This window comes from Brucella ciceri, assembly GCF_041930145.1.
In the GTDB taxonomy this organism is placed as follows: domain Bacteria; phylum Pseudomonadota; class Alphaproteobacteria; order Rhizobiales; family Rhizobiaceae; genus Brucella; species Brucella intermedia.
On the sequence record NZ_JBHEEV010000009.1, the window covers coordinates 119,827 to 145,751 of the forward strand.

Consider the following 25,925-nt stretch of genomic DNA (forward strand, 5'->3'; position numbering starts at 1 on the left):
GAGAACAGCCGAAGCTGCAGAGTGGCTATTTGCTCCCCACCGACGTCTACACATAAGCATGCTGAAAATTGAAACACAACCATGAGGAGAATGACATGCAGATTGTACAGGCCAGAGGCCGAGAAATCCCTGTAACGACCCGCAGCAAGAGATACACGCCAGAACGGGCTCGTGCGGAAGCGCTGTTTCATAAACCTGCAGCGGTTGCCAAACCGCGTATTCTTGAAGATGCGCCTAAGGTAGCTGCAACACGTCTCGTTGCGGTTGAAGAAACCGAACACGACAAGGTGTTCCGCCTGGTACGTGAAGGAAAGTTTGAAGACGCTGCCCGCCTTGCTGCTCGCCTGATCAACGTGGGGCAGGTAACTGGTTTCTTCATCTATGGCAAATCGCCAGAATTCACCAAGGCATCGGAATGGCATCAGCGCCTTGTTCGCGATGGCGATGCTCGCGCCAATGTGCATATCATTTCGCCAGAACGAGCGCAGATCCTACTCATGCACAACATCGGCAACCGCCGCGTTAATGCCGCCAACCTTGCCGCTATTATGCGAGATATCGCAACCCATCGCTTTGATCTAAACGGCGAGTCAATCGTTGTATGTCAGGACGGCACGGTGAACGATGGTCAGCATCGCACTCTCGGCGTCTTGCTGACTGGCCAGCCAATTGAATCGGTCGTCTCGTACGGCGTCACCAAGGAATCGATGCGCACCGTTAATATCGGTCGCAAGCGCACCGGCGTTGATCGGTTGAATATCGCAAGCATTCCTAACGCTGTGCATATGTCCGCTATCTCAAACCTTGCGTTCGAGATGTACAATGGTCGCGCGGCTACACCTGCAGAAGCGCAGGATTATTATTTCGAGAACCAAGAGCACATCGTTCTTGCCAATTCCCTTATCGGAAATCCACAGAAGGGACTTGGGTCTGCTGCACCAGGTGTCGCCGCGCTCCACCTTCTTTCCTTGGGCGCTAATGAAGATGATATCCGTCATTTCTTCACCGCCTTCCGCACTGGTGAGATGCTAAAGCGTCGTAACCCAATTTATACGCTTCGCGAGGCTTTGCGCGAAAAGACAGTCAAGTGGACACGCCAGCAGTGGACACGTGGGATCGTGCATCACTTCCTGATCTGGCGCGCAGGCCGATCCCTGGCCGTTGCCACATCCCCCGCATCTTTGCCTGAGGTGATCTGACTATGGAACGTCGGCGGTTATTCATTGACGACATATTTATCGGCAATCGCCATCGTAATGCTGATGGAGCTAAAGTTGCAGAGATTGCGAAGAGCATTGCCGAAGTCGGACTAATGAACCCGCCGGCGGTCTGTATCCGTGACGAAATCGTCATGGATGACGGAGAGTTATGCGATGGGGTGGCGGTTTTGATTTATGGCCGCCACCGCTTAGCGGCACTCAAAATGAACGGCGAAGAATATGTAGAATGCGTGGTTCATGATGTTGACGATCTTCATGCCGAGCTCATGGAGATCGACGAGAACCTGGCCCGTTCGGAACTGTCTCCGGCAGAGGAAGCGGCGCATATCGCGCGGCGTAAGGTAATCTGGGATGAGATGAATAAAGCCAATTCGAGTGTACGGAATGCGGACGAACGAATTGGATATAAAAACCCGCCGAAAAAAGAAAAACGGTTCGCGACGTCAACCTCTGAAATTACTGGCAATAGTCGAACTCAGATTTATCAAAAAATCGCACGCGCCGAAAAACTAGGCCATGACATTCAACGCATCGTCGGCACTAGCTTAGACAAGGGCGTCGAAATGGATGCGCTCATTGGCCTGCCTGACGAAGAACGCGAAAAGCTTATCAGCCGAGCAGAGCGTGGCGAAAAGGTTAGCGCGCGTCCAGCGCCAGAGCCCAAGCCAATAACCGCCGACAAGGCGCTTGAAATTATTGCCGGTGGCACAGCCAAAGTAGTAGCGTCCAATAAGGACAGAAAGCGTCAAGCGTTCTGGGATGCGTGGGCCGCGCTGGACGAAGTCGATCGGCAGGAATTCGCCGCGATTATCTGGTCGCAGTATAAGACGGCCAACTAAAAAGCAGGCTGTTATGGGTCGGCACCACCCGTTACCCCAGCCTGCCCGTACGTCGCGGTTAACACGAGGAGGGCCGAAGCCGCTTCTACGCCGCGATTTCCTTCGCAGGTACCACCCCGCGCGACCAGACAGATGCCGTTAGACACGGCACTTGTCAACAGTCACCAACCACACACGAGGAGACATGCAGCATTCATCAAGGCACGAACTGCAGGCAACTGCCGCCGCGCACCGTAAAAATGGCGCGTCGTTCGGGAAGATTGCGGAATTGATGGGCATTACCAGAGGCCACGCCTGGTCGCTGCTTTCGGAAAGATCGCCCACGCTACCGGCGCCAGAGCCAACAGAGAAGACCGTTGTGCGGCGCACAACTTTTAACGGCGGTTATTCGGGAGGGTGCATGGACATTTATGTCTCGCTGCCCCGCATAACCATTCTGGACGGTCCATTTACAGGCACAGTCCACTGAGTAGAGCCGAAAGGCAGGCCGACCGCAGAGAGACGGGGCCGACGACTAACCTCCCGATGAGGAGGCCATACCTTGAAAACGAAATACACACGAACCGGCGAGCGGGACATGACAAACCGCAAGCCTTATCGGACACCCGCACAAAAAGCAGAAGCACGCGCTTCGGCACGTCTTATTGACGGCCGTTACATTTCCAGCGCGCCTGTCACTTACCACCGCGCACCAAAAAGAGGTGCCGCATGACCTGCGAATGCGGTGAATGCTGGGACTTACCCGGCGAAATCGTCGTCCACAAGCTGTGGAAATGGAAGGGCATCATCATCGAGGAGCGCGACAGCTTTCGCTGGCTGACCGTGCGCTTCATGATTCCCGGCACCGGCCTTGTGCAACTTGAAGTCTCGCGCTTCGAAGTCGAGCCCGATTTAGAAGAGGATGACGGCGGAGTCGAGGCCGACAAGCCTGAAGATGACAACGTCATCCCGGTCGATTTCACCAAGAAAGTGAAGCTTACGAAAAACACCACGACGAGGGGAGTAGCGTGATGGCTAAGTTTAAAGTGGGGGATCGGGTGCGCTTCAAAAAGAGCTACCCAACGTCAGTTGCTGGCTGCGAGGCCGTCGTTGTCGCGGTAACCAATTGGGGAATACAGGTGGACACACCATCTTATGGCAGAAGCACGGAATCTCCTGACAGCCTCGAGCCTGCCATCACCATAGAGGTGGGCAAGTTCTATAGTACTCGCAATGGAAGTAAGGCTGGTCCCATGCGTGTTAGTAACTGTTTCGGATACGACTTTATCGCCACCGTAGTTGGAGAAACAGGCAATCGCATTTTCCAATCCGATGGATCACATGGCAGTGAGATAATTGGCAATAAGCAGCATTTGGACCTCATCGCCGAATGGGTCGACGAGCCGAACAGTAATGGCAATGCGCCTGCGTCCACACCCGCAATCGTCGCCTTGATCGAAGGCGGCCAGCCCAAGCCGTCAGATCATCCGAAGGTTCATAAGAGCGAACAGGCCGCCACCGACGAGGCTGAACGGCTTGCCGTCAAATATCCGGGCCAGAAGTTCGGTGTGTTCGTTCTCGCTGACTCGCGCATTGCAGATGTCGTTATTCGGAGGGCCGCATGACCTCCACCACGTACAGCCACACGCGCAACTATGCGCCCAAAGACTACGCGGATGGTGACTCATTCTATGAGCCGGAAACCACCCTCGGCCTTGGTGACCGCTTTCTATGGGGCTTGGCAGTCATCGCCGTGCTCGCCTTGATGGTCGGCTTCTACGCATGGGTGCTGGCATGATCTCGTTTGCCACAAAAGCCACGGCTGACATGCCGTTCATCGATCCCTGGCGAAAGCCCGGTGTCGGACGCATCGGGCAGTCCTTGGCGCTTGCAGCGTTCGCGCTGGCAATTGCCACGACAATTGCAGCCTTCCTATTCTGGAACCTGCTGCTGCCGTTCTACGGGCTGCTTTATCTGTGGGGAGCACACTAATGCCCCTCAGACCACCACGCGACAACTGCGCAGCCGCCCTCACAAGCCCGCCAGCATGGCTTGTCGGCTGGCTCATACTTGCGGCTGTCATCGCCGCAATCGCCGTTACCCACCACACCTACTGAACACGAGGAGACCACATGTCTGTTTTCGACAGATTGAAGTCCAGTAAGCGCAAGACGCCACCGTCGATTGCCATTTACGGCACGCCAGGTGTCGGGAAAACCAGTCTTGCTGCTGAGTTTCCAAAACCGATGTATCTTTATGTTGAAGGCGAGGAGCCGCCAGACGGCATCGACCTACCAAGTGCTGAAATCACTTCGTTCAGCGACCTTCTGGACACATTCGATGAAATTCTGACCGAAGAACACGAATTTCAGACCGTCATTCTGGATTCGGTCGACAAGATCGAGCCGATGGTTTGGGCTGCGACCTGCGCGCGAAACGGATGGGATTCCATCGATAGCAACGACAAGGGCTCCCCTACAGCTTTTGGCAAGGGTTACCTTGCCGCCGACGTCGAGTGGAAAGAATACCATGAGGCTATCGCTGCGCTGAACCGGGCAGGACTGTTTGTAATTCAGATACTGCACAGCGAAGCTAAGTCGTTCAACGATCCACTCGTGGATTCGTATGATCGATATCGCCCGAAATTGCAGAAGAGGGCTCTCGATCTCGTCATCGAAAACTGTAAGGCGCTCCTATTCCTCAACCGCCGCACGTCCGTAAAGCAAGTGAAGGAAGGCTTCGGCGGCGAAAAGAAGAATAAGCCAGAGGGAATGTCTGGCGCAGAGCGCGTCATCCATACAGATGAGCGGGCCGGGTTCTTGGCGAAGAACCGGTTGAAAGGTGCACCGGCCACCATTCCTTATCGGCAGGGGCATGGCTTCGAGGAGCTTTCAAAATACCTCGACGTTGCCAACGACAATGACCAGAGGGAGGCCGCCTAATGGAAAAAGCTCTAGCTGGCCTTGTCGCAATCGCGGCCATCCTCTTCTTCGCACCGCTCATCGGCGTTCTCGGTGGCGCGTTCGTCGGCTGGGTCGTGGGCCTGTTTTTCGCAGAAACGATCCATGCGTTCCTTGCCGCCGTTGGCATCAACGCGGCGGGCCTTGCGATGTGGCAGATCGGCGCTTCGCTTGGTTTCATCGGTGGGTTCTTCCGCCCGGCTATTCATCGGGCGAAGGCTTAAGTCTCGCCGCCACCACACCACCAACAACACGAGGAAATGACAAATGGCAAAACTAGCCAGCAGATTTGATGCGACTGCTCACGATACGGAGCAGCGGGACTACGAAGAGCTGCCGAACGGCGACTATGAACTGGAAATCGAGGCGTCGGAGGTCAAGGGAGGCGCAAACGGTACCGGCCTCAAGACAACGATGGCGGTTCTTCGCCCCGAGGAATACAAGGGCCGCAAGGTCTTCAATTTCTACAATCTGGAACACAAGAACGCGCAGGCGCAAGAGATCGGCCAGCGTCAGTTCGCGAGCCTTTGCCGAGCGATCGGCGTCTCGGAAGTCGAGGATTCCGAAGAACTGCACTTCAAGGTGTTTACGGCAAAGATTGGTCTCGGAAAGCCTTCCAAGGACGGCCAATACCCGGCTCGCGCGGAAATAAAAAAATACTACTTTCCCGACGAAGGTAACGTCCCCCAGCCTTCAATCGACGCCAACCAGCCTGTAGCGCAGGCGCGTCCGGCCAATGACAACCGCCCGGCGGCGGCAAACAGCAACAAGCCTGCACCGGCAGCGGCTGCGGCAGGCAAGAAGCGGCCTTGGGGCTAAGCTAAACAACAGGCGCGGTTGCCAGCCGCGCCTTCTACCACCGAACACGAGGAGACTTTGATGAGAGTCAGCATTGACCGCTCAGAGCTCGCGCACGCCTTGGCAACTGTCAACCGTGCCATCGAAAGCCGCAACACGATTCCTATTCTTGCCAACGTGCTCTTGGCAGTCGAGGACGGCAAGCTGCGCCTGACAGGCACCGATCTGGATGTCGAGATAACGACCAGCCTGCCGGTGCTCGACTGCCAGCCTGGCAGCGTAACCGTTCCTGGCAAGATGCTCGCGGATATCGCAAAGCGCGCGGCTGGCGACATTACTCTTGAGCTGGATACAGCTAGCGTTGGAGGCCGCCTTACCGTCGCGTCCGGTCGCAGCCGTTACAAGCTCGACGTTTTGCCTGCAGAAGACTTTCCGTCCTTCAGTGCAGGTAAGTTTGACACGACGATCGAGCTTGATTTGGCTGCGCTTGTTGCGCCTTGCGTGCACTGTATTTCGACAGACGAGACCCGTTATTATCTGGCTGGCGTTTATCTGCATGCCGTTGACGGCCGCTTGGTTGCTGTCGCAACTGACGGGCACCGACTTATGCGAAATATGGGCCCTGAAGGCACTTTGGATTACGGCGTGATCCTGCCGCGAAAGCTGGTCGGTCTACTGCCGAAAGGCGCTGTTACGGTTGAACTGTCGCAGAACAAGGTGCGCGTCTCGTCTGGCTCAACGGTTATCACTTCCAAGCTGATCGACGGCACGTTTCCTGACTATGTGCGCGTCATTCCTACCGACAATAGCAACGTGCTTACCGTTGACCGTCAAGCGCTCATGAAGGCGGTCGAGCGTGTCGCCGCTGTTGCGGACGACAAATCGCGAGCGGTGAAATTCGCCGTCGGCGATGTGCTGCGACTGATGCTGGCTGACAAGGCCAGCGACGAAGTTGAGACGACGTTCGAAGGCGAGCCTTTGGAAACCGGATTTAACGCCCGGTACGTCAACGACATGCTTGGCGCGCTGGATGAACCGAGCGTGCGTTTTGCGCTCGGCGATGCTGGCGCTCCTGCCGTCATCAAAGGCGATGGCGAGTGGACCGGCGTGCTGATGCCGATGAGGGTGTAGGCGATGGCCCCGCTTCCCAAAGCTGAATCCAGCACCGTTCGCGCCATCTACGCCGCTTACGAGGCCCAGGCTAAGTCCTGGGACTCGTGGGGCATCAGCGTGGGCGAGGCGGGCACGGAATGTGACAGAGCCTTGTGGTTCGGCTTCCGCTGGGTCTCAGCGCACGAGGTTCATTCGGGCCGTCAGCTTCGTCTGTTCGCCACCGGCAATATCGAGGAAGATCGCCTCGTTGCCGACCTCGAACGTATTGGCGTCGATGTCTACGGGCAGCAGGACAAAATCAGGCTGGTCTCGGGGTTCGTGCGCGGCAAGTGCGACGGCAAGGCAATGGGTGTGCCAGAAGCACCGAAGACCGAACACCTGCTCGAATTCAAGTCGAGTAACGAGAAGGGCATTAAGGAACTGCAAAAACACGGCTGCCAAAAGGCCAAGCCCTTGCACTACGCCCAGTGCCAGCTCGGGATGCAGGCTTTCGGCCTGACGCGCTGCCTGTATCTGGCGTCGTGCAAGAACACCGACACGCTTTATGCCGAGCGCATCGAATACGACGTCGAATTCTGCCTTCGGCTGCTGGCACGCTGCGAACGCATCGTGTTTTCGGACGAACCGCCCAGCCGTATCAGCGAAGATCCCGAGTTCTTCGGCTGCATGTTCTGCAAACATCGTGGCGTTTGCCACGAAGGCGTGCAGCCGCGCGTAAACTGCCGCACCTGCCTTCATGTTCAACCAGAGCATGGTGGCGATTGCCATATGTCATGCGCGCGTTGGAACAAGCCTTTGTCGATCGACGAACAGCGCGACGGCTGCCCGGCACACCTCTATCTGCCAGGGCTGATAAATGGCGAGCAGATCGATGCGGACGAGGTTGCGGAGACCGTTACTTATCGACTGGCGACGGGTGAGATTTGGGTGGATGGGGTGAGGGGAGGCTGACTCCATGGCGTTCGAGGCGTTCTCTGGCGGCAACTAATACAGCATCATCAAACCTATCTGGGTGCTCCATAATGATGAACTCCCCAGTAAACTCGGCAAGCCCGTCATTGATCAGCGCGACGAAACCTTCAGTTTCTTTCGGGCTAAGCGCCCAATCGGAGAGTGTTTTAATGGCCCCAGTTTCACGTATTTTTCGGCGGGTATAGCCCGCAGCTTGGCGACGGCCGTTCTTGGCGCTCAGGATTTCCTCGAGTGCTGCCACAGCCTCCCAAATTCGACGCTCAATCGGGTCGTCATAATCGCGTCCAGATAACTGAAAAAGCCGTCGTTTGCAGGCCGTGACGATTTCTGGCGCCTTCCCTTCAGCATTCTTCATCAGATTTCGGATCTTTTCCGGATCATCCATCTTCATCGGATCTAGTACCACGTTCCACCCCCGGAGAATTGTATTGCTAACCTTACGCGATTATCAACGCGCCTCGGTTGACGGCCTTTACGACTACTGGCGCGAACAAACCGGCTCTCCTCTTATCGTGCTTCCGACGGGCGGCGGCAAGAGCCTAGTGCTGGGCACGATCTGCAAGGAATTGATCGAAGGCTGGCCCGACATGCGGGTGCTTGTCGTGACGCATGTTCGCGAGCTCATTCTCTCGAACTATCAGGAGCTTTTGAACATCTGGCCGTTCGCGCCAGCTGGCATTTTTTCGGCTGGCGTAGGCCGGCGGGATGCGAAGGCGCAGATCGTTTTCGGCGGCGTGCAGACCATCGCAAACAAAGCCGACCAGATCGGGCATATCGACGTCGTTCTGGTCGATGAAGCCCACCTGATGCCCAGAAATTCGGAGACACAGTACGGCAAGCTGATTGATGGCCTGCGCGCCATCAATCCGGACCTAAAGTTGGTTGGCCTCACGGCCACGCCTTATCGTCTGGGTGAGGGGCTTTTGACGGAAGGTGACGGAGCACTTTTCGACGACATCTGCTTTGAAAAGCCGATCGGCGACATGATCGAGGAAGGTTATCTCTGCCGTCCTATCTCGAAGGGAATGGCAACCGCCTTCGACCTGTCGGGCGTCGGCAAACAGGGCGGCGACTACAAGCAGAACGCGCTACAGGCGGCCATCGACAAGGACGATATCACCGCTTCCGTGGTCGACGAGATCGTCACATATGGCACGGCGTCGGGTGCGGAGCGCAAGGCATGGCTGTGCTTTTGCAGTGGCGTCGAACATGCCCGGCATATGCGGGATGAAATTCGCAGCCGGGGATTTAGCTGTGAGACGGTGACCGGCGACACCCCAACCGGTGAGCGCGACCGGATTCTGGCTGACTTCAAGGCTGGCAAGATCCGCGCTCTGACAAACAACTCGGTGCTTACGACCGGCACGAACCTGCCGATCATCGATCTGGTCGCGTTTTGTCGCCCGACCTTATCAGCGGGCCTTTATGTCCAGATGGCGGGGCGCGGTCTGCGGCTTTATCCCGGCAAGGAGAACTGCCTCTTTTTGGATTTCGCGGGTGTTGTTCGCAAGCACGGCCCGATCGATGCTGTCACGCCGCCCGGTATGAAAAAAGGCGACGGGGAAGCGCCGGTTAAGCAATGTCCGCAAGAGCCTGACGATCGTGGTTTAGTAGGCTGCGGCTCGCTGATCCATGCCTCGCTGCATACCTGTCCTGACTGCGGATATGAATTCCCGGTCGACGAAACGCCGAAGATATCTGCGCAGGCCGAAGACGTGCCGATGTTGTCGAAGGACAACGCCAGCACCCGCCAGGTGGAGCGCCGCACCTTCGCATATCACGAAGGAAAGGGCGGTAAGCAGGACAGCGTGAAGGTGTCTTACTGGGTTGGCATGTCGCTAATCAATGAATGGCTCGGACCCGCCCATACAGGCTTCTTCAAGTCGAAGTCAGACAGGTGGTGGCGAAAGCACGGCGGTCAGGCGCCTTTCCCGAAAACTGTGCTGGAATTCATGGAGCGCCAGAACGAGCTGCTGCCGACCGCGGAAATCGTTGTGAAGCCGAACGGCAAATACTGGGAAGTGGTCGATGCCATTGCGGGAGCTGCAAATGACAACGTGCCAGAGGCGAGCAACGACAATGTGCCGGCATCAAACTATGGCCGAGTATCTGCCGGGCTGGCTGACGTATTGGATGACGATATTCCGTTCTAGGAGTTCCGCATCGCATGTTGGGGCGGGGGGCTCTGGTTCATGCGATGCGGATGCATTCCAGAGAAGGTTTGCGGCACCAGAATATGGGCATATTAGCGAATGGTGAAATAACAGAATGTAACGGTTGCCAACAATAGGCACCGCAACTGCATGAAATAGAAAAGCCCGCTTCGCGATTGGGAGGAGGAGCGAAGCGGGCCGATCTGAAAAGCGCGGTTGGGAGGAGGAGTACCGCGCTTAGGGTCCGGTTTCTGGGAGGAGGAGTAAAACCGGACGAGGCGTAAATAGGCGGCCCACTCATGCGTTGCAAGGGCAGAAACTGCATAGCTGATATGCAGGGAAAATAAAAACCGCCCGGCAGCGGACGGTGCGCGCCTGGGCGGTCTAACTCCCTCCCAAGAGTGGCGCGAATATACATAAACAACCGTCGCATGCAACAGTTAAATCCAAGTATTAATTACACTAAAACAGTAGGATTAAGTTTATCAAAATAAACCAATCCATTAACGGGATGCGCCGCGAGGCATGTTAACTTACCAAAACCAAGCACCGAAACACGAGGAGCAATGATGACGGACAATTACGACCCGTATAACCCGGCACCCATTGGGCACAATAGACCGCCGCTTACTGCGTACGAGACCATCAAACAGGAAATCGAAGACCTGTTCGATGAGGCTAAGAATTTCGCGGACGGAGAAGCGATCGGCAATCAGCAACTGGCCGACGCGATCACCGAACTGCACGACAAGCTGCATGACGCTGGAAAGCGCGCCGACGAGGCCCGCAAGGATGAAGCGAAGCCGCATGATGATGCGAAGGCGGAGATACAGGAGCGCTACAACAAGCTGATCGGTAATACGAAGTCAGTCAAAGGCAAGGTCGTCCTCGGAAAGGAGACGTTGCAGGCCTTGTTGACGCCGTGGCGCAACAAGCTTGTCGCCGAGAAAGAAGCTGCAGCGCGGGCAGCCCGTGAAGAGGCTGACCGCATCGCCCGAGAGGCGCAGGAAGCCATGCAAGCCAGCGCAGGCAACCTTGAAGAGCGCGAGAAGGCCGAAGAACTGCTTGCCGAGGCCAAGAAAGCCGACCGATGGGCTAAGCGCGAAGATCGGTCAGCAACGACCAGCACAGGGCTGCGCACGATCTGGCGCTGCACGATGGAAGATGAAGGCAAGGCTTTGGATTGGGCCTATGGCCGTGCGCCAGAGCGCTTCAAGGAACTCGTGCAGTCGATGGCCGAAGAAACCGTGCGCGCCGGTATGCGTCAGGTGCCGGGTTTTAAGGTCTGGGACGAGCGGGTGGCGCGGTAATGGCGAAGCTAGACCCCGCGGATTATGTGCCGCGCATCAAACGCTTGCGGGAGCAAGGGATGGGGCTGGACGAGGCAAGGAAGCAGGTGGACCGCGAGTACCTTCTGAATGCCATCGACGAAGCACGCAACTTCTACGAACTGCGCGGGGTTATGCGTGCCTCTATGGAGAAGGTGTTGTGACCGTGTGCCCAAAGTGCGGATATGCCAGTGGCGATGACTGGTCGCAATGTGTCGGTGGGTGCCCGATGGTCGTATCACCGTATTACGATAAGTATTTAAGCGATGATTACAAAGCTAACGTCGCCACCTACGACGACTGGTTCGCCTGTTATTCACTGGCAGATGCGTGTCGTAATGATATAATCTGCCTCCACTGATAAAGGAGGGCATAATGGCGCTAATTTTCAAGCATACGAAGGGCCATTTGGGGCAATACGAAGATTGGTGGTACCTGGAACGCAAAGACGACGGCACCGCTGTCGTGCGTCATGTTTGGGATCACGTGGCTGTCAACGGATTCGCTAAATCTGAAGGAGAGAAGACCTACACGGTAGATGAATTTCTCTCCGGTAATCATCACGGAACCGCAAAGCAGAAAGTCAAAGACGCACTGGGAATAGTCGAATAATCTAATAACAACCACCCCGCCAGCCACCAACTGGCGGGTTACCACCACGAAACACGAGGAGATGAGGATGAATGAACCGCTACCGAGCGGGCCTTTCGGCTGCGTCCTTGCGGACCCGCCATGGGCATTTAGAACCTACAGGAAAAAGAATGTCGCGCCGGCTAGAGGTCGCCAGCCTTACAGCGTGATGTCGCTAGATGATATCCAGGCGCTACCTGTTGAACAGGTATGCGCCCGCGACTGTTTGCTGTTCATGTGGACCGTTTCACACCTGCAGCGTGAAGCTTTCGATGTTGCTACATCGTGGGGATTCCGTCCCGTCAGCGTGGCTTTTGTCTGGGACAAGGGCCGGATGGGTATGGGCTATTGGACGCGACAGGAAGTTGAAATTTGCCATCTATTCAAGCGAGGTAAGCCGCGCCGTCTTAGCAAAGGCGTTCGTTCGCTGATCAAAGCACCGCGGCGTGAGCATAGCCGTAAGCCTGACGAACAGTATGACCGCATCGAGCGGCTTGTCGACGGCCCGTATCTCGAACTGGTTGCACGTCAAGCTTGGCCGGGATGGTCATCGTGGGGCAATGAGGCTGGCAAGTATGTGGCCGCAAACGACAATCAGGACTTACTAGGGAGGGTGGCTTAATGGCTAAGCTCACAAGGGCGCAGGCTCAGGCCCATACTCAAGCAGTCGCCATCCTACAGAAAGAGCGGCTGTCGGAAGACGATAAGGAGTTTGTCTACAGAAACTGGAACGAAGGCGCGAACCACGTGAATGGCGCAGCAGGTGCTTTCTTCACGCCATTCGACATGGCGTTTGATTTTGCGATAGATGCCGGTGGCGGTCGTATCATCGACCTCTGCGCCGGGATTGGAATGCTGTCTTACGCCATCTGGCAACGCAGCCGATTCAATGACAGCAGGCCGCAGATCACCTGCATTGAGCGTAATGCCGATTACCTAGAGGTCGGGAAAAAGCTACTGCCAGAGGCAGAATGGATTCATGCTGACGTGTTTGACGTTCTGGATATGGGACTGGGGCACTTCGACAGTGCGATTAGCAACCCTCCATTCGGAAATATCAAGCGGAGCAAGAATTCCCCGAGGTACAGCGGAAAGGACTTCGAATTCCACGTCATTGATATTGCGTCCCATCTGGCAGACTACGGCACGTTCATCGTTCCCCAAATGTCGGCAGGCTTCAACTATTCCGGACGGCAGAGCTATGAGCGACAAACCAGTGGCAAGGCCGTTAAGTTTCAGGAGCAGACTAGCCTGCATTTCGATACAGGCTGCGGTGTCGATACCGCCTATTTCATCGATCAATGGAAAGGCGTCTCTCCAATGTGCGAGATCGTTTGCGTTGACTTTACAGAAGCGCGCCCTGTTGCCGCGAAAGCGCAACCGGCGAATGACAACCAGCCTCCCTTACAGGCCAGCCTATTCGGAGACGCCGCATGAGCCATCCCGAACAGTGCCACGTCTGTGCCCGCCACGCCGTCGGCCTCGGCGTGCAGGCAGATCGCGATCCTATCCGCTGGCTGTGCAAGGAATGCGCCGACATTGCCGAGTATATTCGGCACCGCAGGCGGTTGGACCCTTACGAGCTGCGCGCCCTTGATACCGGCGTCGAGGCGGTTGGGGAGTATTTGCAAGAGTTGGGAAAGACCGACCTTAAGGACATGGATGAACTCGAAGCGCGCATGCTCGTGAAGGCCGCGTGGGAAGGGTGCGGGCGGGGGATGCGGGAAGCTTTGAAGGAGGCGCCATTTTGAAACCCCGCTTTAGCTATTCGCCGGCGGTTCGATAGATGGCATCTTCTTGAGTAACGTATCGTTGTATGTGGCGCCACCCTGACCATGATGAACTTTGCGATGGCAGGTTGGGCAAAGTGCAATCACATAGCTGGGGTCATCAGGGCCGCCGTCGCTCACTCGACGGATATGATGAGGTTCCAGGTACGGTTGGCCGTTGATGCGCAGAAAGGGCGCTTGGCAGCCGCAACCCTCACAATGACCGTTGGCCCGAGCAAGCACATAATCTCTAACGTGTCGGCTTCGCTCATAGATGGTGCGAGTTGACGCTTTACCCTCGCGGCTTCCCGCTGCCTGTCGAGCAAGATCTCGCATAGCAGCCAGATCCACAGCGGGGATGGGTTGTTCATCATCGATGGCTTCAACAATGTTCTCGAGGTTTCTAAGTTCGAAGATAATGGCTTTGCGCATATCATTGTTGCGATCGGGCGACTGTCCCCATCGCCAACTCTCGCAGATAAAGCTGCCCAGGAAGATCAGATCTTTGCCTTTTCCGAGGCTTTCGAAAAGGAGTAGATCCTTGCCCAACATAGCATGGTCACGAATTGCTTTATTGCCGCGGACCATTTCCATGTCACCGACTTGACCTTCACCATAATAGTCAAAACGTCCATCGGGCAGATGTTGGTCTTCATAACCGTAATGACTGCCAGCCTTGCCGGTGATGATAATTACAACGTTATGGCTGGAAGGAGTAACGATGCCACCCTGTTGCTGGCCAGCAAACTGACCATGAATGTCGTTTCGCCTGTTATAGTGTCTGCCGACGACAAAACCCCAAGTCATGCTTACCCCGCGTATGAAGCCAGGGTTAAGCACTACAAAAACAACCAGCGGTTTTCCAGTTTAATTCGCAGGAGCCTAAGCGGTCATCCCTACATCAGTCGGCCGTCTCGCAACTGTTGTTCGCGCTCATGTTCGACGCGATCGAGTATCGCAAAAGCTTGATGGGCAACGTCTTCCGTCAACGCAATTTGTAGTCGCCCTTTGAATGTTATCGGCCGCCGCGTGGACTTCGCCACAATGGACCACGTGCCATCACCGCTCTGAAGCATATCGTAGTCTTTACACATCTCTTTCCCTCCCGAGGTAATCATGCAGCAATCTGTATTACCGGATACCGACCCCATGCTCGACGTCGCTCTGTCCTACACGGCGCGTAACTGGCCTGTATTTCCATGCCGTGCCGCCGATGAGGAGTTCGTCGACGAGGACGGCCTTATCGAAATCCTCGCCACCAAAACTCCGCTGACCTCAAACGGGTTCCGCGGCGCGACGCTGAATGAGCGAATTGTACGCGAACTCTGGCGCCGCAATCCCGGTGCTATGATCGGCGTGCCTACCGGTGCGCCTATCGGCGCGTGGGTGTTGGATATTGATCCGAAGCACGGCGGGCCGGATACGCTCGCCTCCTTGGAGGCTGAGCACGGTGCATTGCCGGCCACGCTCACCGCTGAAACTACGAGCGGAGGCCGTCATTACTTCTTCAGGCACAAGGCTGGCGTCCGCAATCGTGGCGCATTGGGTGCCGGCATCGATGTTCGTGGCGACGGTGGCTATGTCATCGCGGCTGGCAGCGTCCCTGCTATTGGCCAGCCTTACCGCTGGCTGGTCGATATGGAGCCGGTCGGTGCGCCGGACTGGCTGCTGGAGCTTGTCCTGCCGCGATCATACGACAGCACGACGATGTATCAGGCGCCGTCGGTCTCTGGCACAATCAACGACCGGTACGTCGAGCGCGCGGTGCAATCTGAGCTCGACGACCTCGCCATGGAACCGATGGGCAACCGCAACAACCGCCTGAACGACGCTGCGTTCCGGCTGGGTACGTTCGTCGGTGCTGGTGCGCTGGCGGAATCCGAAGCGCGGGCATTGCTGCAAGATGTGGCACGCGGCTGGGGCAGGGACTTCCCACGTTGCTGCAAAACGATCGACAATGGGCTGAAGGCTGGCAAGATGCATCCGCGTCAGGCACCAGAAGCCGTCAACGACAATACCAAGCTCGTGGACATTACACGCATGCTCGACAATGCGCGGGCGAAGGTGGAGGGTGGAGAGGTCAACCCAGAAGAACTGGTGACGACCGTCCAGATTGATCCAGAGAAGTTACCGCCCATCGAAGAAGAGCTCACCGACCAACCCATCCTCGCAGCTACGCCATTCCAGTGGAAAGACCCGTCGACACTGCCACGCCGCGAATTCGCTTTCGGCCGGCATTTCATCCGCAAGTATGTCTCAGTCACTGTTGCACCGGGCGGCCTTGGCAAAACCGCAAACAGTATTGTGGAAGCGCTGGCAATGGCTTCGGGCAAAGCCTTGAACGGCGTCAAGCCACCGCGTCGACTTAAGGTCTGGCTGTTCAACGTCGAAGATCCGCGCGACGAGCTTGAGCGACGCATCATGGCAGCGTGCATCCACTTCAACCTGAAGCCCGAAGACATTGACGGCCATCTTTTCCTCGACAGCGGTCGCGAGCAGGAACTTGTCGTCGCTATTGATGACAAGAAAGGCGTCAAAATCCAGGAGCCAATCGTCGAAGCAGTTGCCGAAACCATCCTTGCCAATGGCATCGACGTGATGATCGTCGATCCATTCGTGTCGACGCACCAGGTCAACGAAAATGACAATGGCGCAATCGACAAGGTCGCGAAGCTATGGGCGCAGATTGCGGACTACACGAACTGCTCTATCGACATCGTCCACCACCTGCGCAAGGTAAGCGACCGCGAGGCCACTGTCGAAGACGCACGTGGCGCGGTGGCGTTGATCGGCGCAGCGCGTTCCGTGCGTGTGCTCAACCGCATGTCGGAAGCGCAAGCTAACGAGGCTGGCATTCCCGGTATGGAGCGGTTTGGTTATTTTTCGATCACATATGGCAAGTCGAACCTTACGCCGCTGTCACACCGGTTGGACTGGCGCCATATCGAAAGCGTGGCGCTGGGCAATGGGCGGGGACTCACCCAGCCGCAGGACCATGCACCGGTCGTGACCGAATGGCATTGGCCGTCGAGCGAGGAAGTGGCTGAAGGGCTGACGGACGAACAGAAAGACGCAATCCGTGGCGCTGTGAACGGCGGCATGTACAAGCAGGCGCCGCAGGCCAAAGACTGGGTTGGACATGCGGTGGCATATGCGCTGGGGCTGGATATCGACGACGAGGTGCAGAAGAAGCGTGCGGGCCTTATTACCAAGGCACTCTTCAAGGAAGGTTTCCTGGCGAAGGTCGAGGAGCGCGATCCAGTGCAGCGGAAAACGACGTCGTTTGTGCGGGCGGTTTGATTCAACTGATGCCAGTATAACTTTGCCGCTCGCATTTGCGTGCCCTATCTCATAAGATTAGGCGGTGCCGCCTACGAATCTTCCTCGAACAAATTGGAATACACTATGGACAGTGCGGTGCCCTTCCTGCATGCGCGTGGTCAGTCGGCTGATGAAATTCGGCTGTTGGATTGGAGCCGGAACCCCATAGGGGTGCCAGCGAGTTGGCCGGCGCACTTGGTCACTGCAGTACAGATGATGTTGGCTTCGCATTTTCCCAAAGCAATCATTTGGGGGCCGGAGTTTACGACGATTTATAACGATGCTTTCCGACCAATTCTCGGGGAAAAAGAGAACTGCATGGGAGCATCGTTCCGCGATATCTGGTCGGAGGCTTGGGATGAGTTGCTGCCCATGGTTCAGAAAGCCTACGCTGGCGAGGCGACATTTATCGAAGACTTTCCGCTCGTGATCGATCGACACGGATATGATGAACAATGCTATTTCACATTCTGCTACAGCCCAATCTTTGATGAACAGGGTCGGGTCGGCGGGATGATCGACACGGTCATTGAGACCACGCAAAAAGTGGAAGCCGAAAAGCACGCCCGGATTCTGAATACCGAACTCGCTCACCGCATCAAGAATACCTTCAGCGTGGTGTCCGCTATTGCGAGCCAGACATTCAATAACAATGCCGATGAAGAGGTCATTAATACATTCATAAAGCGGCTTTCTGCGTTGGGGAACGCGCATGATGTACTGAGGCTCGGCAAAAGCTCGGAAGGTTCGTTGCGTCAGATCGTATCTGGAGTAACAACTGCGCTTGCAGTTGACGATCGCGTTCACATGGCAGGGCCAGATGTATCGGTAGGCCCGAAGGGCGCATCGACCATCTCGCTATTGGTTCACGAATTGACAACAAACGCGATTAAGTACGGTGCGCTTTCTAATCCTACGGGGCAGGTGCAACTGAACGTTGCTATATCCAAAAGGCAGGTTGAGCCGGTTTTCTCAATGAATTGGATCGAAATCGGAGGACCGCCGGTAGCCCCGCCGACAAAGTCGGGTTTTGGCTCCAAACTCATAAGAATGGGGCTTCTTGGTTCGGGGGAAGTTAGGTCCGAATATAGACCCGAAGGCTTTAGCGCAGAGTTTTCCGCACCGCTGCTGCAGCTCCAGGGAGAGGGGCGCTTGTTTGACTCAACGTGATATCGGCCGGAAATTAAATCGTGAAAGCGGGGCTTCGGCTCCGCTTTCTTTATTAAGAATCGAACATTGAATAGCGGAATGCGGATTGCTTTTTTTGTTCTTATTAGTGCCGACTTCGAGAGAAGTGAACTTTGTTGATGGAAATGTGAATTTCTGAACTACTGTTTGACAAACAGATTCAGCCTTGTGAAGGTGGGTACAGTTGATATTGGTTTGGGGGGGGGTAAGTTATGGCTAATCGCCTTGTGCTGGATGCTATGATAAGACGAGCAGATTTCTGGCAAAAGGGCGCATCAGAAACTCTCGATATTACGACGAGTGCGAAGGCCGCGGCGTCGATCACATTCGAAAACCTGCGATCAGATTCCAATTTTGTTTTATCGTTGCGCAAGCCTGATTTTCAACGAGAGACTAACCAATGGAGCGTTGCTCAAGCAGTTACATTCATTCAAAGTTTCATTGATGGAGACTTGGTGCCGTCTGTTATCCTATGGCAGTCGGACGAAGGATTTATTTTTGCGATTGATGGAGCCCATAGAGTCAGCTGTTTGCGAGCTTGGATAGAGGACGATTATGGGGATGGCCCCGTATCGATAGCCTTTTTCGGTGGCGAGATTCCTAGTGATCAAAAGAAAGCTGCAAAGGCGATGAGGCTGGAGGTTGAGAAGAAGGTCGGTAGTTATAGGTCATTAAAAGACAAACTTGCTGCAAGAGCAAATAATCCAGATATTGAGTATGATCTAAAAACTAATAAACGGCTCAAAAATTTAAGTGCTAGGCAGTTAGAACTTCAGTGGGTAACTGGTGACGCTGAAGTAGCGGAAGCATCTTTCTTTAAAATCAACACGCAAGGTACGCCACTTGATAAGACTGAGGAGTCTTTGCTTCGAAATCGCAATCGAGCTCCCGCAATCGCGGCCAGGTCAATTGTCAGAGCAGCGACAGGCCATAAATATTGGTCGAAGTTTCAAGACGCTGAGAAGAAGAAAATTGAGAAACTAGCGACAGATGCAAATTTTCTCCTTTTTCAACCTGAGATAGGAACGCCTATTAAAACACTCCAGCTTCCGTTAGGGGGGTCGGCATCGACGCTCGATGCGCTTTCTTTGCTTATCAAATTGCTGTCTATAACAGAGGGCAATCAAATCAAACGGAAGCCGACGCTCGAGGAATCGGAGAATGATGCTGATGGCACAGCTACTATAGCGACCTTGGAGCGTGCGTTAGCGACTCTGAACCGAATGTCCGGAAATGGCGCGGCAAGCTTGGGGCTTCATCCCGCGGTATATTTTTATTCTGATCGCGGTAAATATCTTCCCGATCTATTTCTTGGTATGGCATATTTACTCAAAGGCAAGTTAATCAACAATGACAGTTTGTTTTTCAAAAAATTCACAGATGGACGAGCAAAAATTGAGAAATTTCTAGTGAGTAATAAGCCACTTGTTACTCAGATTCTGCAGCAGATGAATAGCCGTGTGCGCACTGAACGGGTCGCAGATATACTAGATTATCTAGTCAGCAACGCCAGTGAAGAAATAACGATTGAAGGCGTTGCGAACGCAGCGAGGCTGAAGGGGAGCATAATAGATCTACGCGAAAAGGTAGAAGGGAAGGCATTCTCCGACCCTGGTAAATCGGCGATTCTAATTAGGTCGGCTTTGACCTCTACTCTGCGTTGCCCAATTTGCGACGGGATGATGGAGCCGTCTATGTCGGTATCATATGATCACATACTACGAAAAGAGGATGGAGGCACCGGAGATGACGAAAACGGTCAACTCTGTCATCCCTATTGCAACACAGGATACAAAAACTGAGCCTATACAGCCCCTTCCACAACCCGATGTCATAATCAAAATACAACTTCTGATACTGCGCACTTCTTTGTGCGCACTTCTCGAAAAGACCTAAAAGAAGTTCGCAAATGCACGCTGCTTTTGGTGCGTAAGTGTTCTTATATAGAAACTTACGCACAAAGCGCGCGGCGCGCAGTTCTCGAGTTTTGAGAAGTGCGCACTTTTCCTGATTTTTGCCAATTCCAGAATACAACCTGATTTGAGGTCGGGCGCAAAATTTTCGCCACGCTGCGTCGGCCATTAACACCACATTTATCGAGGCGCTGCACACTCGCATCGTCTCTACCACTTTCTGCTTGACACATTCGTTCGAGACTCATTCCATCTTTATATCGGACTACCATCCGATTCGCGCCGCTACCAACGGCATACCGCAATAAACACGAGGAGCTCACATGGCACGCAACCGCACGCGCGCGCCTTCATCTACGACCTCGACCGCCACCAAAACGCAAACCGTCCGCATCAACGGCGCCCGTGTCAAGATTACCACCCGCAATGGCCGCGTTACTACCAAGCCCGCCTTGCCGCTCGAATGGGAATTACAGGCGGCACAAGTAGCCAGCCTGCGCCGCCTGCCACAGTACCAACGCCAGTTCCTGCTGGCGGGTGACATGAACGCCAGCAAGCGTGGGCCAAGAGCCCAGGCCCAGGCAATCGCAACAGGAATGACCAGCGGCGAACCTGACCTTCGCATCTATGGCGAATACGGGCGTCTGCTGATGATCGAGAACAAGGTCGGGCAGGGAAGACTGTCGCCGGCCCAGAAAGACCGCCACGCTGCCCTACAGCGGCTGGGCTACACGGTTCTGGTCATTCGGGCCACCACAACGACAGAAGCCGCTGAGCAGGCCGTTACGGCGGTTCTGGGGTGGCTTGCACAAGAGAAGGGGAAAGCAGCATGAAGAATACGAGACACGGATCACTTGCAGAACAGTTGAAGGCACTTATGGCGTATCGCGATCGACCTGAAGGCCAGCGAGAACCATTACAGACGAACTGGTCTGTTGCGCCTGGAGCGAATGACAATGACCCGGAGGAAGTCGCCGACATGCGTTACGAGCGGGACTGGCGGCAAACGCCGTCCGTGCAAGCCATCATGCAAAACGTTGCGACCGGCGATATCGGGAAGAACGGGAATGGACAGATCGTCCGCATAGGCAATCTGCGGTTCAGCGATGGCAACCAGACAGAAGTCGGCTATGTACTTGGCATCGACGGTGAAGTTCTTCAGGCCGACATACGCATGCCAGCGGGTGCAATGCTCGGCATGAAAGATAAGCCAGACCGAGCGTCGGGCGGCGGAACTGATCCGAAGGATACCAAGGCCAGTAATCACTATTTTCAAGATATGCTTGGAACACAGCCGCATCGATATATTCCATCCGGCAAGCGCCGAAATGGTACGGATTACAGCACTGAAGAATCTGCACGCGTCCTCGCGGAGGCCTACGCAAATACCGACATGGAGAAGGTTACGTTCACACGATATCCAAAAGGGTTACCGTGTGGCTCGCCCAAGGTGGCCGATAGTTTCCTCGGTATGCGAAAGACGACGTGTGCTGGTGGAGGAGACGAATCGTGGGAAGACACACTCTCTGCGATGATAGATCGCGACCTTTGGTTTGAAGCGCTTCAAGAGTTGAAGGACAGTGATCGTGACGTTCTGGATGCGGCCATTGAGGCGGGCAGTCTGGCAGATATCGGAGTGAGTGGCCATCAGCGCACAAAAGAGCGGCAAGGCAAAAGGCGACTGATAGCGGCAAATGATAATCTTGTGGCCGCATTGAAAAAATCTGCGGCCTAACTGCCGCTTTTTGCAATCTCGTGCGGAGTATAGTGAAGGGGTTCAACCGCTATGCGGTTGCCCCGCACTGTTCCGTGCGCGAGGCGACGGACGCTCGGTCATGTTGCAGTTGGGTGCAACCGCTGAACCGGGCGTAACTATCGGCAAGGCAGTGTAGCTGAGAAGGTTGCGGTTCGTTCGTGGCCGTTCCTTGCCATTTTCATCCAGCGCCGTTTCTCCTCCGGCTGCTGGTTCGGCGGGTTGAGCCTATTGCGGTAGGCTCCCCGCCGGCACGATTGGCTTGATTGATTGTTGGGCTCTCCTAATTGATAGTTTGAGGAGCCAGACATGACGTATTCCGCAACGAAGAGTCCGTTTCGTACCGGTGTCCGAGGGCTATGCCCGAGGTGCCAACAAGGACACCTGTTCAAAGGCTATCTAACACTAGCCAAGCAGTGTGAGGTTTGCGGTCTGGACTATTCGTTCGCCGATCCCGCTGACGGCCCCGCATTCTTTTCGATGTCGATCGCCGCGGTGCCTGCGCTGCTATTCGGTATCTGGTTGCAATCAGTTTTTGATCCACCGATCTGGGTTCATGCAATCACGACCCTGCCGATAATCGTGATTGCATGTGTTCTGTTGTTGAGACCAATTAAAGGTTGGTTGGTCTGCTCCCAGTATTTTCATAAAGCTGAGGAAGGAAGGATTGATACCGACTGGCGGCCAGGTCCGCGATAGTCTGTTTCAACTGGCTGGCTCAACGGAATCTACCGGTGACGACTGCCGCGGCCCTTCATGAGCATGCATGCAACCAAGGCCACCAGACCGACGGATGCCCACGCCGATGCGGTTCCGGGATTTTCGCGTGCGTATTGCACAGCACGTTGACCATGTTCACGTGCCCCTTCGGCGAGCACATTCACCACGTCCTTCGTGGATGCGAGGGCGTTGTCGGTTGCGCCGGATAGATTCCCGAGATGATCTGACAATCGGGACGATAGGCTGCTGATTTCCTTGCGCAGTGCGTCGATTTGTTCGGAAAGCATGCCTTCGGTGGTCTGTGCCATTTCATTCTCCTTTTCGATTACGAGGAGAGAACGGGCGTCATCGATTAATTGTTCCATTCAATTTCAGCGGGCGAGAGCGCTGGTGTGCTCGCCGGTCTCATAAGCCGGATCTGATCGGTTCGATCCCGATGCCCGCAACCAATTAGAGAGCAGCTGACTCTTAATCAGCTGTGCGAAGGTAAGCATGGCCAGACGTGATCAGCGCAGCGCGGAAGCGGCTGCTTACCGCAAGCTCTACAAGACCGCACGCTGGCAACGCTTACGTGAGCGGCAACTGACTGCACATCCATTGTGTGCGTATTGCTTACAGCAAGAGGACGTAACACCAGCGACGGTGTGTGACCATGTGCGACCACATAGGGGTGACGAGGCGCTGTTCTTCGATCCAGACAATCTCCAAAGCCTTTGCGCCCCCTGCCATGACCGCATCAAGCGTCGTGAAGAGCTCGGACAGGACGTCGTTCGGTTCGGACCAGACGGATGGCCGGTCAGTTGAAGTGATACATCAAGAAAAGTCGAAAAAATATTGAAAAATATCACTTTTTTCGAAAATTCTGCTCGACGACCCTCGAGCGATGTGATATCATGGAGGGTCACCCTCTGAACCCCATCGAGGGGGGCATCAAAAAGTCCCAAGGCGCGGCAGCCCCGGACCGGCGGGGTCCGACAGCGCACGCATCTGCAATTCAAAACATGACCCCATAAGGATTTCATTCCATGGCAAAGCCGAGAAATCCCCTCGGCAAAGCGAAGGTCGAGGGTCGCGACAAAATCAATGCCGGCCGGTACAAAAACCGCGCTGAACCGGCCGCCAATGGACCGCTTGGCGCCCCTCCCGTCTGGTTGAAGGATAGCGCTGAGATTAAAGCGAAGTCAGCCTGGAAGCTTTTTGCGAAAGAACTGCCGTGGCTGAACGAATCGCATCGTACACTGGTCGGTATGGCCTCGACTATTCAGGGCCGCATCATGGCTGGGCAGGAAGTTGGTGTGCAGGCAATGAACCTGCTTCGCCAGATGCTGGGCCAGATGGGTGCGACGCCTGCTGACGCGTCCAAGGTTGCGACGCCTGACGAGGGCGAGGAAAAGGATGATCTGCTTGACTGATATGCCTGCGCTTGAGCGTGTGAGCGCTTATGCGCAAGCTGTCATTGATGGCAGAGAAGTTGCCGGCCCTCACGTTCGTAATGCCTGCCGCCGCCATTTCGACGATCTCGAACACGGGCACGAGCGCGGACTGTATTGGGATGACGACGCAGCCGATCGCGTGTTTAGGTTCTTTGAGGGTCGGCTCAAACTTTCCGAAGGCCAGTTTGAAGGCAAGCCATTTAAATTGCATGCCTCACAGGCTTTCAAGCTTGGGTCGCTGTTCGGGTGGAAACGTGCCGACGGTTCGCGCCGCTTTCGCCGCGCCTACATCGAGGAAGGCAAGGGCAACGGTAAGTCACCGTTTGCTGGCGGCGTCGGTCTGTACGGTCTGATCGCGGACAAGGAGGCTGGCGCGCAGATCTATGCTGCGGCTGCCAAGAAGGAGCAGGCAGGGATTCTGTTTCAGGACGCCGTGAAGATGGTTCGCGCTGCCCCGGCACTGGTCGAACGACTGAAATTCAGCGGCGGTATCGGGCGCGAGTTCAATATAGCGCATCATAAGTCGCAGTCGTTCTTTCGCCCCATATCGAAGGATTCGGGTAAGTCCGGCTCTGGTCCGCGACCGCACTTCGCGCTTTGCGACGAGGTGCACGAACATCCCGACCGCTCGACGATGGAAATGCTGGAGCGCGGCTTCAAGTTTCGCCGTCAGCCTCTGCTGTTGATGATTACGAACTCGGGCAGCGACCGAAACAGCATTTGCTGGGAAGAGCACGAGCACGCCGTCAAGGTGGCAGCGGGCACGCAAACACCGGACGAGGATTTTACCTATGTCGGCGAGGTGATCGACGACACGACGTTTTCCTATGTCTGCGCGCTGGACAAGGGCGACGATCCGCTCAAGGACGAAACCTGCTGGAAGAAGGCTAACCCGCTTCTGGGCGTTATCCTGACGCAGAAATATCTGGCCGGCGTTGTCGCTCAAGCAAAGCAGATGCCAGGCAAGCTGAACGGCATTCTTCGGCTACATTTCTGCTGCTGGACCGATGCCGACAAGGCATGGATGCCGCGCGAGACCGTCGAAAGCGTAATGGACGATTTCGATCCTGAAGTCGAACACGCAGACAAGCCGGTTTTCATGGGCGTCGATCTGTCGGGCAGCAAGGACATGACGGTACTGGCGTGTGTTGTCCCGACTGGCTTCACGGAAATGAAGCGTGAGGACGGGTCTACCGTCAATCTGCCGACGTTTGATGCGTGGGTTGAGGCTTGGACGCCAGCCGATACGCTGGAAGCGCGAGAACAGGCTGACAAGGCGCCATATGCGCTCTGGGTAAAGCAGGGCTGGTTGAATGCCCCGCCCGGCAAGCGAATTCGATATGACTTCGTAGCCTCTCGGGTGCAGCAAATCGATCAGGCTTTCGATATCAAGGCCATCGCTTATGACCGCTACGCTTACGACAAGTTCCGCGAGGAAGTCGAAGCGCTCGGGTTGGACATTGAACATGTCGCACACCCACAGGGCGGCAAGGTTCGGGCTCGGCCTGAGCCTACAAAGGTTGAAGCGGCAAAAGCTGCTGGCCTGCCACCGCCGCAAGGCTTGTGGATGCCGGGTTCGGTTTTGGCGCTTGAGGACATGATTATCGACGGTCGCATTCGCATGCGGCGCAATCCGGTGCTCATGACCGCCCTGATGGGCGCCACCTTCGATCATGACCCGCAAGACAACCGATGGTTCGTCAAGACGAAGGCATCAGTGCGCATCGACGCTGCTGTCGCTCTGGCAATGGCGGTTGGCGTGGCGATGGATACACCGATCGAGCCAGCCGACATCGACGACTTCGTCAACAACATGATCACTGTAACCTGGTAGGA

General features: G+C 55.5%; 31 protein-coding genes and 1 tRNA gene. 29 read left to right on the forward strand and 3 right to left on the reverse strand.

Going from position 1 to position 25,925, the window contains the following annotated elements; translation table 11 throughout:
- Positions 1-95 precede the first annotated feature (95 nt).
- The 12 genes from JNC63_RS17390 (at position 96) to JNC63_RS17445 (ending at position 7,860) form a co-directional block, all read left to right on the forward strand.
- On the forward strand, positions 96-1,199 hold the full coding sequence (locus JNC63_RS17390) for a hypothetical protein (RefSeq protein WP_063620250.1): 1,104 nt from the start codon (positions 96-98) through the stop codon (positions 1,197-1,199).
- 2 nt (positions 1,200-1,201) lie between these two features.
- A complete protein-coding gene (locus tag JNC63_RS17395) occupies positions 1,202-2,059 on the forward strand; it encodes a ParB/RepB/Spo0J family partition protein (protein ID WP_063882821.1) in 858 nt (285 codons plus the stop codon).
- Positions 2,060-2,767: 708 nt separating this feature from the next.
- Positions 2,768-3,070, forward strand: a complete 303-nt coding sequence (locus JNC63_RS17400) for a hypothetical protein (RefSeq protein WP_374846554.1) — start codon at positions 2,768-2,770, stop codon at positions 3,068-3,070.
- The gene (locus JNC63_RS17405; RefSeq protein ID WP_374846555.1) at positions 3,070-3,663 is read left to right on the forward strand and encodes a hypothetical protein; all 594 of its coding nucleotides are present in this window, start codon (positions 3,070-3,072) and stop codon (positions 3,661-3,663) included. Before JNC63_RS17400 ends, JNC63_RS17405 begins: the two co-directional genes overlap by 1 nt.
- Complete coding sequence (locus JNC63_RS17410) at positions 3,660-3,836, forward strand: hypothetical protein (RefSeq protein ID WP_192799603.1); 177 nt, start codon at positions 3,660-3,662, stop codon at positions 3,834-3,836. Before JNC63_RS17405 ends, JNC63_RS17410 begins: the two co-directional genes overlap by 4 nt.
- A complete protein-coding gene (locus JNC63_RS17415; RefSeq protein ID WP_266063836.1) occupies positions 3,833-4,030 on the forward strand; it encodes a hypothetical protein in 198 nt (65 codons plus the stop codon). The genes JNC63_RS17410 and JNC63_RS17415 overlap by 4 nt, the downstream gene beginning before the upstream one ends.
- Complete coding sequence (locus tag JNC63_RS17420; protein ID WP_273772910.1) at positions 4,030-4,155, forward strand: hypothetical protein; 126 nt, start codon at positions 4,030-4,032, stop codon at positions 4,153-4,155. Before JNC63_RS17415 ends, JNC63_RS17420 begins: the two co-directional genes overlap by 1 nt.
- Before the next feature lie 15 nt (positions 4,156-4,170).
- Positions 4,171-4,980, forward strand: a complete 810-nt coding sequence (locus JNC63_RS17425) for an ATP-binding protein (protein WP_313709173.1) — start codon at positions 4,171-4,173, stop codon at positions 4,978-4,980.
- On the forward strand, positions 4,980-5,222 hold the full coding sequence (locus tag JNC63_RS17430; RefSeq protein ID WP_021587370.1) for a hypothetical protein: 243 nt from the start codon (positions 4,980-4,982) through the stop codon (positions 5,220-5,222). The genes JNC63_RS17425 and JNC63_RS17430 overlap by 1 nt, the downstream gene beginning before the upstream one ends.
- Positions 5,223-5,265: 43 nt before the next feature.
- Positions 5,266-5,817 carry a DUF669 domain-containing protein gene (locus JNC63_RS17435; protein ID WP_374846556.1) on the forward strand — a complete coding sequence of 184 codons (552 nt, stop codon included), beginning with the start codon at positions 5,266-5,268 and terminating at the stop codon, positions 5,815-5,817.
- A gap of 60 nt (positions 5,818-5,877) precedes the next feature.
- A complete protein-coding gene (gene dnaN, locus JNC63_RS17440) occupies positions 5,878-6,927 on the forward strand; it encodes a DNA polymerase III subunit beta (RefSeq protein ID WP_374846557.1) in 1,050 nt (349 codons plus the stop codon).
- Between the two features lie 3 nt (positions 6,928-6,930).
- Positions 6,931-7,860, forward strand: a complete 930-nt coding sequence (locus tag JNC63_RS17445) for an oxidoreductase (protein ID WP_374846558.1) — start codon at positions 6,931-6,933, stop codon at positions 7,858-7,860.
- Here the strand turns inward: JNC63_RS17445 and JNC63_RS17450 are convergent.
- Positions 7,805-8,272, reverse strand: a complete 468-nt coding sequence (locus JNC63_RS17450) for a hypothetical protein (RefSeq protein WP_162997407.1) — start codon at positions 8,270-8,272, stop codon at positions 7,805-7,807. The two genes, JNC63_RS17445 and JNC63_RS17450, sit on opposite strands and share 56 nt — an antisense overlap.
- 37 nt (positions 8,273-8,309) lie before the next feature.
- Between JNC63_RS17450 and JNC63_RS17455 the strand changes: the two genes are divergently transcribed.
- The 7 genes from JNC63_RS17455 to JNC63_RS17485 all read left to right on the forward strand — a co-directional run bounded on the left by JNC63_RS17455 (position 8,310) and on the right by JNC63_RS17485 (position 13,743).
- A complete protein-coding gene (locus JNC63_RS17455; protein WP_374846559.1) occupies positions 8,310-10,034 on the forward strand; it encodes a DEAD/DEAH box helicase in 1,725 nt (574 codons plus the stop codon).
- Between the two features lie 569 nt (positions 10,035-10,603).
- Entirely contained in the window at positions 10,604-11,344 is a 741-nt protein-coding gene (locus tag JNC63_RS17460; protein WP_374846560.1) for a hypothetical protein, read from the forward strand.
- A complete protein-coding gene (locus tag JNC63_RS17465) occupies positions 11,344-11,526 on the forward strand; it encodes a hypothetical protein (protein ID WP_253126206.1) in 183 nt (60 codons plus the stop codon). Before JNC63_RS17460 ends, JNC63_RS17465 begins: the two co-directional genes overlap by 1 nt.
- A gap of 211 nt (positions 11,527-11,737) precedes the next feature.
- A complete protein-coding gene (locus JNC63_RS17470; protein ID WP_374846561.1) occupies positions 11,738-11,974 on the forward strand; it encodes a hypothetical protein in 237 nt (78 codons plus the stop codon).
- Between the two features lie 67 nt (positions 11,975-12,041).
- Positions 12,042-12,614: an MT-A70 family methyltransferase gene (locus tag JNC63_RS17475; protein WP_374846563.1), complete on the forward strand. Its 573-nt coding sequence runs from the start codon at positions 12,042-12,044 to the stop codon at positions 12,612-12,614.
- The gene (locus JNC63_RS17480) at positions 12,614-13,429 is read left to right on the forward strand and encodes a methyltransferase (RefSeq protein ID WP_374846565.1); all 816 of its coding nucleotides are present in this window, start codon (positions 12,614-12,616) and stop codon (positions 13,427-13,429) included. Before JNC63_RS17475 ends, JNC63_RS17480 begins: the two co-directional genes overlap by 1 nt.
- A complete protein-coding gene (locus JNC63_RS17485) occupies positions 13,426-13,743 on the forward strand; it encodes a DUF6511 domain-containing protein (RefSeq protein WP_112700737.1) in 318 nt (105 codons plus the stop codon). Before JNC63_RS17480 ends, JNC63_RS17485 begins: the two co-directional genes overlap by 4 nt.
- 9 nt (positions 13,744-13,752) lie before the next feature.
- On the opposite strand, the gene JNC63_RS17490 is transcribed toward JNC63_RS17485, so the two are convergent.
- The gene (locus JNC63_RS17490) at positions 13,753-14,568 is read right to left on the reverse strand and encodes an HNH endonuclease (protein ID WP_374846566.1); all 816 of its coding nucleotides are present in this window, start codon (positions 14,566-14,568) and stop codon (positions 13,753-13,755) included.
- 309 nt (positions 14,569-14,877) lie between these two features.
- Between JNC63_RS17490 and JNC63_RS17495 the strand changes: the two genes are divergently transcribed.
- From JNC63_RS17495 to JNC63_RS17520, 6 genes are all read left to right on the forward strand, one after another.
- On the forward strand, positions 14,878-17,061 hold the full coding sequence (locus tag JNC63_RS17495; RefSeq protein ID WP_374846567.1) for a bifunctional DNA primase/polymerase: 2,184 nt from the start codon (positions 14,878-14,880) through the stop codon (positions 17,059-17,061).
- Positions 17,062-17,166: 105 nt separating this feature from the next.
- Entirely contained in the window at positions 17,167-18,252 is a 1,086-nt protein-coding gene (locus JNC63_RS17500) for a sensor histidine kinase (protein ID WP_374846568.1), read from the forward strand.
- A gap of 230 nt (positions 18,253-18,482) precedes the next feature.
- Positions 18,483-20,072 (forward strand): HNH endonuclease, encoded by a 1,590-nt coding sequence (locus tag JNC63_RS17505; RefSeq protein WP_374846569.1) that lies wholly within the window; start codon positions 18,483-18,485, stop codon positions 20,070-20,072.
- A gap of 434 nt (positions 20,073-20,506) precedes the next feature.
- Positions 20,507-21,016, forward strand: coding sequence for a VRR-NUC domain-containing protein (locus JNC63_RS17510; RefSeq protein WP_374846570.1), 510 nt, complete (start codon positions 20,507-20,509; stop codon positions 21,014-21,016).
- Complete coding sequence (locus JNC63_RS17515; protein WP_374846571.1) at positions 21,013-21,918, forward strand: hypothetical protein; 906 nt, start codon at positions 21,013-21,015, stop codon at positions 21,916-21,918. The genes JNC63_RS17510 and JNC63_RS17515 overlap by 4 nt, the downstream gene beginning before the upstream one ends.
- Positions 21,919-22,245: 327 nt before the next feature.
- Positions 22,246-22,635: a DUF983 domain-containing protein gene (locus JNC63_RS17520; RefSeq protein WP_176055819.1), complete on the forward strand. Its 390-nt coding sequence runs from the start codon at positions 22,246-22,248 to the stop codon at positions 22,633-22,635.
- Between the two features lie 29 nt (positions 22,636-22,664).
- Here JNC63_RS17520 and JNC63_RS17525 read toward each other — a convergent pair whose 3' ends face one another.
- Positions 22,665-22,964 carry a hypothetical protein gene (locus JNC63_RS17525; protein ID WP_374846573.1) on the reverse strand — a complete coding sequence of 100 codons (300 nt, stop codon included), beginning with the start codon at positions 22,962-22,964 and terminating at the stop codon, positions 22,665-22,667.
- A gap of 65 nt (positions 22,965-23,029) precedes the next feature.
- Between JNC63_RS17525 and JNC63_RS17530 the strand changes: the two genes are divergently transcribed.
- The 4 genes from JNC63_RS17530 (at position 23,030) to JNC63_RS17545 (ending at position 25,923) form a co-directional block, all read left to right on the forward strand.
- A tRNA-Met gene (locus tag JNC63_RS17530) sits at positions 23,030-23,105 on the forward strand.
- Positions 23,106-23,148: 43 nt separating this feature from the next.
- Positions 23,149-23,460, forward strand: a complete 312-nt coding sequence (locus tag JNC63_RS17535) for an HNH endonuclease (protein WP_176055820.1) — start codon at positions 23,149-23,151, stop codon at positions 23,458-23,460.
- Between the two features lie 221 nt (positions 23,461-23,681).
- Positions 23,682-24,068, forward strand: coding sequence for a hypothetical protein (locus tag JNC63_RS17540; RefSeq protein ID WP_021587343.1), 387 nt, complete (start codon positions 23,682-23,684; stop codon positions 24,066-24,068).
- A gap of 1 nt (position 24,069) precedes the next feature.
- Positions 24,070-25,923 carry a terminase large subunit gene (locus JNC63_RS17545; protein ID WP_374846593.1) on the forward strand — a complete coding sequence of 618 codons (1,854 nt, stop codon included), beginning with the start codon at positions 24,070-24,072 and terminating at the stop codon, positions 25,921-25,923.
- The last annotated feature ends 2 nt before the right edge of the window (positions 25,924-25,925 follow it).